This window comes from Cyanobium sp. T1G-Tous (assembly GCF_024345455.1).
Taxonomy (GTDB): Bacteria; Cyanobacteriota; Cyanobacteriia; order PCC-6307; family Cyanobiaceae; genus Cyanobium_A.
The window spans coordinates 1-5,573 of sequence record NZ_JAGQBD010000049.1 but is presented as its reverse complement, the minus strand read 5'-3'; the positions used below and the strand labels follow the sequence as shown (position 1 = coordinate 5,573).

At 57.9% G+C, this 5,573-nt stretch carries 8 protein-coding genes and 1 pseudogene; 5 read left to right on the top strand and 4 right to left on the bottom strand.

The window, feature by feature from the left end; genetic code table 11:
- Positions 1-444: 444 nt before the first annotated feature.
- The gene (locus KBY75_RS15200; RefSeq protein ID WP_255024558.1) at positions 445-708 is read left to right on the top strand and encodes a hypothetical protein; all 264 of its coding nucleotides are present in this window, start codon (positions 445-447) and stop codon (positions 706-708) included.
- Positions 709-1,196: 488 nt separating this feature from the next.
- A pseudogene (locus KBY75_RS15480) lies at positions 1,197-1,334 on the top strand (hypothetical protein); the annotation flags it as partial.
- A gap of 14 nt (positions 1,335-1,348) precedes the next feature.
- On the opposite strand, the gene KBY75_RS15195 reads toward KBY75_RS15480, so the two are convergent.
- Positions 1,349-2,986 carry an FAD-dependent oxidoreductase gene (locus KBY75_RS15195; protein WP_255024557.1) on the bottom strand — a complete coding sequence of 546 codons (1,638 nt, stop codon included), beginning with the start codon at positions 2,984-2,986 and terminating at the stop codon, positions 1,349-1,351.
- Positions 2,987-3,339: 353 nt separating this feature from the next.
- On the opposite strand from KBY75_RS15195, the gene KBY75_RS15190 reads away from it, so the two are divergent.
- The 3 genes from KBY75_RS15190 (at position 3,340) to KBY75_RS15180 (ending at position 4,332) form a co-directional block, all read left to right on the top strand.
- Positions 3,340-3,744, top strand: a complete 405-nt coding sequence (locus KBY75_RS15190; protein ID WP_255024559.1) for a YccF domain-containing protein — start codon at positions 3,340-3,342, stop codon at positions 3,742-3,744.
- An 88-nt stretch (positions 3,745-3,832) separates the two neighbouring features.
- Positions 3,833-4,081: a cupin domain-containing protein gene (locus KBY75_RS15185; RefSeq protein ID WP_255024556.1), complete on the top strand. Its 249-nt coding sequence runs from the start codon at positions 3,833-3,835 to the stop codon at positions 4,079-4,081.
- A 23-nt stretch (positions 4,082-4,104) separates the two neighbouring features.
- On the top strand, positions 4,105-4,332 hold the full coding sequence (locus tag KBY75_RS15180; RefSeq protein ID WP_255024555.1) for a hypothetical protein: 228 nt from the start codon (positions 4,105-4,107) through the stop codon (positions 4,330-4,332).
- 7 nt (positions 4,333-4,339) lie between these two features.
- Here KBY75_RS15180 and KBY75_RS15175 read toward each other — a convergent pair whose 3' ends face one another.
- The 3 genes from KBY75_RS15175 to KBY75_RS15165 form a co-directional block, all read right to left on the bottom strand.
- On the bottom strand, positions 4,340-4,576 hold the full coding sequence (locus tag KBY75_RS15175) for a chlorophyll a/b-binding protein (RefSeq protein ID WP_255024554.1): 237 nt from the start codon (positions 4,574-4,576) through the stop codon (positions 4,340-4,342).
- Between the two features lie 140 nt (positions 4,577-4,716).
- The gene (locus KBY75_RS15170; RefSeq protein ID WP_255024553.1) at positions 4,717-4,860 is read right to left on the bottom strand and encodes a chlorophyll a/b-binding protein; all 144 of its coding nucleotides are present in this window, start codon (positions 4,858-4,860) and stop codon (positions 4,717-4,719) included.
- 279 nt (positions 4,861-5,139) lie between these two features.
- A complete protein-coding gene (locus KBY75_RS15165; protein WP_255024552.1) occupies positions 5,140-5,442 on the bottom strand; it encodes a hypothetical protein in 303 nt (100 codons plus the stop codon).
- Between the last annotated feature and the right edge of the window lie 131 nt (positions 5,443-5,573).

The following is a 5,573-nucleotide window of genomic DNA, read 5'->3' as shown; positions in this document are numbered from 1 at the left end:
GAATCGAGTACAACATCCATAGACCGCATTCGGCTCTCCAGGGGCGCACGCCCCTGGAAGTCCTCCAGCAATGGAAAGCGGCCTGACTAACCCACCAGCTCTCATAGGAACTGGAGCAGCAAGGGGGGTCACGTCAACGGCATGGGCGCGGCTGAGCTTGCCGCCTGCTGGCCGAACTGCGATCAGTCCAGGTATCTGGCGCTTGAGCAGCTGACAGACCGCCGGGCCATTGGCGGCGTCTTCTATCAGCACCGCATCGGGGCCTAGCCCCTGCGCTTTGAGCGTGACCAGGCACTGGCCAAGAAATTTGACAACACACGGCAGATCCAGGTGGTGGTGCTGACTCCAGAGCATCTCAATGCGATGACTCGGTGCTGCTGATCCTTCCTTCCTGGCCGGCGCACCTACCGGTGTTGATCTGCCAAGCGCAGAAGCAGCGGTGCGATGCAGCTGCAGGCCCTGGCCATGGGCCTCAACTGCAGGGTGAACAGCTCGCTGCTCTGCAAGCAGACCGAGCAGGACAAAAGCGCAGTAGTCGTTGCCCTCACCGCCCTTAAAGCTGAGGTCACAGCTGAGCACCAAGGGGGAGAAGGGCTTCTGCTGGCCTTTCTGGGGCTGGCCCCTATGGACCGGGCCCCTTTGGGGCTGCTTCCGTTGCGGCATCTGCAGCAACCAGTGCCGCTGGAACAACAGACCCTCAGCTGGTGATGGTCGCTGCTGGTAGAGGGCATTCCACCAGTAGCTGCCTGCGCGGATGCGGATCTGCTCAAGCTCCGCAGCAGGACCGCAATCCCCCGAGCCCTTTTCACCGCGCCTCTACTGCGTAAAGACTTCATTCAGCCCAGCTCCCTTTGGTTGATCCTGGCCTTAGGAGCCGGCAGGCGTAGAGCGGCGCTATGCCATGCATCGTTGAGCACTTCGGGAGGCGCGGTAAGCCCGTCAAGAAGATGCGGCTAATCCCTGCTGAAAAAGCATTTGCCTTTGCCCGCAAATTCCAGGGCCTCCCAGGCGTCACCGTTTCGGTCTGCTGAGCCTGCGGGCTCAGGCCAGGCTGCCTATTGTTAGCCAGGCCATGGCCGCAAGAACCAGCCGCCGCCAGCGCAAGAGCAGCACCGCCAGAACCCGGCGCACCGAAAGCCGAAGCACCGACTCCGTGCCCGAGTTGCCGGGAACCAGCACAGTAAGGCGACAGTGCTCTCAACTTCACCTTGCAATTGTGGACACGGGACCCCAGGCGGCAAAACGAAATTGTGAGTGACTTTAACTTTCGCGTCGAGGCGCTGCTGTACGAGCGGGACACCCCCAGCGAGAGGGCAATTAATGAGCTTGGTTGACAATTCAGCACTCGTTAGGAGTTGAACCACGGCAGTTTCAGACCAAGGGCTTCGATTGGATCCATCACGAGCTTGTTGAGAGCACGGCCTAGAACGACTTGTGGCTCATCTGCCCGAATAGGGAGAACGGGATGGGAGTGATCGGCTCCGCTGACAATCTTGCGTCTGATTAGGGAGTTCCCTGCCTCCAGCCCGCACACATAGGCTCGTTCCTGACACAGACCCTTGGCTCCATGTTCTTTGTCGCCCATCCGTACCCAGTCGCCAGCGCAGACGACCGACTGCACTGAGGTTTCCAAGGGTGGCCGTTTTCTGAAACTTCCCGGAGAAAAGAGCGACACCGAGCTTGGATAGCGCCGCACCTCGGCATCAACCACCCTGGCATTGGTGAATTCTGGATGAGCGATGGGGAGCAGGTCGTGCGTGAGCAGATCGATGATCTCTTGATCACTCATCGCTGCGATAGCCGATGCGTTGTAAAAGTCGCTGGCGACCACGGAGCCCTGGGGCTGCTCATCACCCCAAAGAGCCTGCTGAGCATCCTTGTGCAGCTGATCCAGCATGAAAAAAGTGCCCCCAGAGCCCTTCAGTGATTCGAAGCGGGAGAACACGTTGACTGGGTAAGCGATTGGAACATAACGATCCAGCCATAGACGTGCTGACACGATATCGATGGAACCAAGCGAAGCAGCACTAACAAGCTCTGGTGCTGCCTTGCTGAGTTCTGGAGATTGAGCCATCAGAGACTTGAGCCCTTTTGCACCAACGGCCAAGACCACAGCATCCACATCGTCAATCACCTGAACTGTATTAGTTGCCACGTTCTTAACCTCAACCGAGCTTATGCGCTGCGTGTCGGGCGACACATTCACCTGTCTCACCAACGTTCCCCCAAGGACCTGCAGATGATGGCGGAAGATCAGCCTTCGACTCAGAGGCGCGAACAGATGTTCGGCGATGCTTTTCGACTTGATCCAACGGACATCAAATGAGTCTTGGTGGGCCAGGGCGTAGTAATAGAGGAGCTCCATGGTGACCGCGGCCGAAACCTCTTCGGGCGGCTTGAACAAGCCAACCAGCAAGGTGGGGCGCAAGAAATCATTGATGAGCCGATCGCTGATGCCAAGCTTGATAAATAGTGATTGCGCATCAAGATCGTCGTACTGCTGGAATGTCTTGTCGCTGCGATATAGGTCAAGCATCGCATAGAGAAGCCCTGCGATACTGAGGCGGTCTTGAATGGGCAGTCGTGTGAAGTTTGTGATTGTCGCCACCATCTGACCAAGGGGACTTGGCCATTGGGGTGCGCCTCCAAAGACAGGCGCTGTTGCTTCCAACCCATCGGGAGACCAGAAGGCACTGGTTGTGAAGTCAGTGAAGATATCGCCAACGCCGAGTTCATCGGTTAGGGCATTGATGTTGGGATAGTCTTTCCAAAACCCTCTGGTTCCTGCCTCGAAAGGTTTGCCGCTTTTGGTTGTGATTGGTTGACTGCCTGTTGGATCGGCCATCCCATCAATCAAGGTGACACGAATACCGGCTTCACAGAGTGCCTTGGCTGCGCCCCAACCAGCCCACCCGGCTCCGACGACTACTACATGGGATGGTCTTCCGCCGGGCATGCTCTCGTCTGGAGTGGTCTCGTCTGGCATGGCTACTACGAAAGTCGGCTCATCTTCTGCAAGTTACTCAAAGAGTGATGGGTGAGGCGCTACGGATGCCGTGACTGCAGCAGCAGGGCTGTGCTTAGACGAACAATTCAATCTCCAGGATTTGGGAGATTTCAGAAGCACGTTGACTGCATTTTAGCGATTTCACCCTACACAACCCCTTTTTAAACACAGATTGATTGTTCTTTTTTTGATTGATTTCGCTGGCTTCGGTTCGGCAGCTGCCTCCAGTCTCGACTGACAGCTGACTGCAAAGCATGCAACCGGTAGCCCTGCAGCAGCCAGGGGAACGACCGTTCCCCTGTTGCCAGACTGGGAGCATCGAGGGGGATCCGATGCTGCGCTTTCTACTCAACGTGCTCTGGTTCGTGCTCGGCGGGGTGGTGATGGGCCTCGGTTGGTGGCTGGCCGGTCTTGTAGCGGCGATCACGATCGTCGGCCTCCCCTGGGCCAGGGCTTGCTTTGTGATCGGCAACTACTCCTTCTGGCCGTTTGGAAATGAGGCCGTGAGCAGGCGTGAGCTCACCGGACGGATGGATTTCGGCACCGGACCGCTGGGGCTCATCGGCAACGTGATCTGGTTTCTGGTGGCGGGCTGGTGGCTAGCGATCGGCCACCTCACCTCTGCAGTGGCCTGCTTCGTCACGATCATCGGCATTCCCTTCGGGATCCAACACATCAAGCTGGCGCTGATCGCACTGGCCCCGGTCGGCATGCAGGTGGTGCGGGTGCGCCGCTGAATGCCACCCCATCGATGCCGAGACGTTCCTCTTCACCCCTGCCCGGGGGCGGTTGGAGTATTGGCCGTTGATTCTCAATCATGCAGCCATGGCCAGCGGCATCACGATCACCTCCAACCCGGATCCAGCGCAGCTACAGAGCCTGGGCGTCAGCACCTTTCCCTGGACCTACGACGAGCAGGAAACCTGCCTGCTGCTGGAGGGCGATGTCAGCGTCACCCCCGTTGGTGGGGAGCCGGTCCGATTCGGGGCCGGTGATCTGGTGGTGTTTGACACCGGGCTGAGCTGCACTTGGGAGGTGCATGTCCCAGTGCGCAAGCACTACCGCTTTGGTTGAGAGGACGGGGCAGAGTGGAGCCAATGCAAATTCCTCTCCGGCCCAGCCCTCGCGAGACCACCGAAGCGATGGTGCGCAACATCGCTCGTGAGCTGGCCGAGATCGAGCAGACCATCAGCCATTGCAGGGGCGATCGGGTCGCTGAACCCCGATTGACGGGCACCTGGCTGGCCCACCTGCTGATCAGCAGCAGCGAGCTACTCCAGAACCTACTGATCGAGTCGGCCCGCAGACCGCCCTCCGGTGTGTAGCCGGGACTCAGAAGCAGAAGGGCAGGAACTGGGTGCGGCAGGCGGCGTAGCCATCAACCAAGGCACCGAGGCCGATCTGATGGGCGATGCCAAAGCCGGTGAGGCCTTCCACCACGATGCCGATCACAATGCCGAGCATGGCGGCGCGGCCGTTAAATAATTCCACTCTCTTGAGCTGCTCCATGAGGTTCAGCTGTTCGGCGCTGGTATCGAGCAGCTGGTCTTTGGCGGGGGTGTTGGTCATGGGGATCTCTGGGTTGGGTGAAACGAGAAGGAAGCGTTGGCGTCAGTCGGCGATATTTGGCTGTAGCACCAGGGCGCTGATTAACCAGGCACCGAAGAGCAGCAGGGTGATGGCAGTTAAGTAGTCGGTGCTCATAGCGGTCAACCGAGCCCGATTTGGGAAAGGATGCCCTGGCCAGTGAGCAGCTCGGTTCCTAGGCCGATCACGAAGCCGAGCATGGCCAGACGGCCGTTCCAGGCTTCAGCGAAGGCGACAAAGCCAAAGCGGGCAGCGGAGTCAGTCATGCGTGTTTCAGATAGTTACGGCGATTGTAACGGCATGTGAAGGGTTGGTCTATGGCGGTTTGCCGCATGCGCTCCTCGCAGCAGGGGCAACGCACCTCTCGGTGGGGTCTCATATGGCGCACCTCTCGGTGCGACCTAATCGGGGTTGCCGAGGCGGCTCAGCTGGCGAACGACGCAGAGCCTTTGCTCATTAGTGATGCTGCCAGCGCTGTCGACGATTCAGGCCACGCGCACGAATGTCAATTCGATGGCGTCTTTAGTCAAAAAGTCTGTGTTGTCTTATACTTCTGCCGTGCAGCCTTGCTTGCGATCAAGCTGATCGAATCGCCGTTCACTAATGATCTTCGCCAATTCTAGAAAATAGCCGGCGGTGCACCACTTGCCATGGTTGCGGTCGCGATTGACTACATCAGTCCTGACCTCGGCAGCCTCTGCCATTACTAGGTCTAGCTCCCCTTGAGGCAACTCATAAAGATCTTGAAGCTCAACTGAGCGGTCAAGCAGGTGACTTTTGAACCACTTTGGATTGAGTTCTTGAGGAGGGATATCCAAATGTAATAAATTCTTGTTTAGAATTCGCATTCTACAGCATTGTCCTCTTCTTGCCATTCATCCATAAAGTCCTCGAAGCTTGAGTGGAAGCCAGGGTTGTTTAGATAAATCTCCGCGAGATCATCCAAGGCGACGAATTCAGGGATAAATGCACCAGGCTT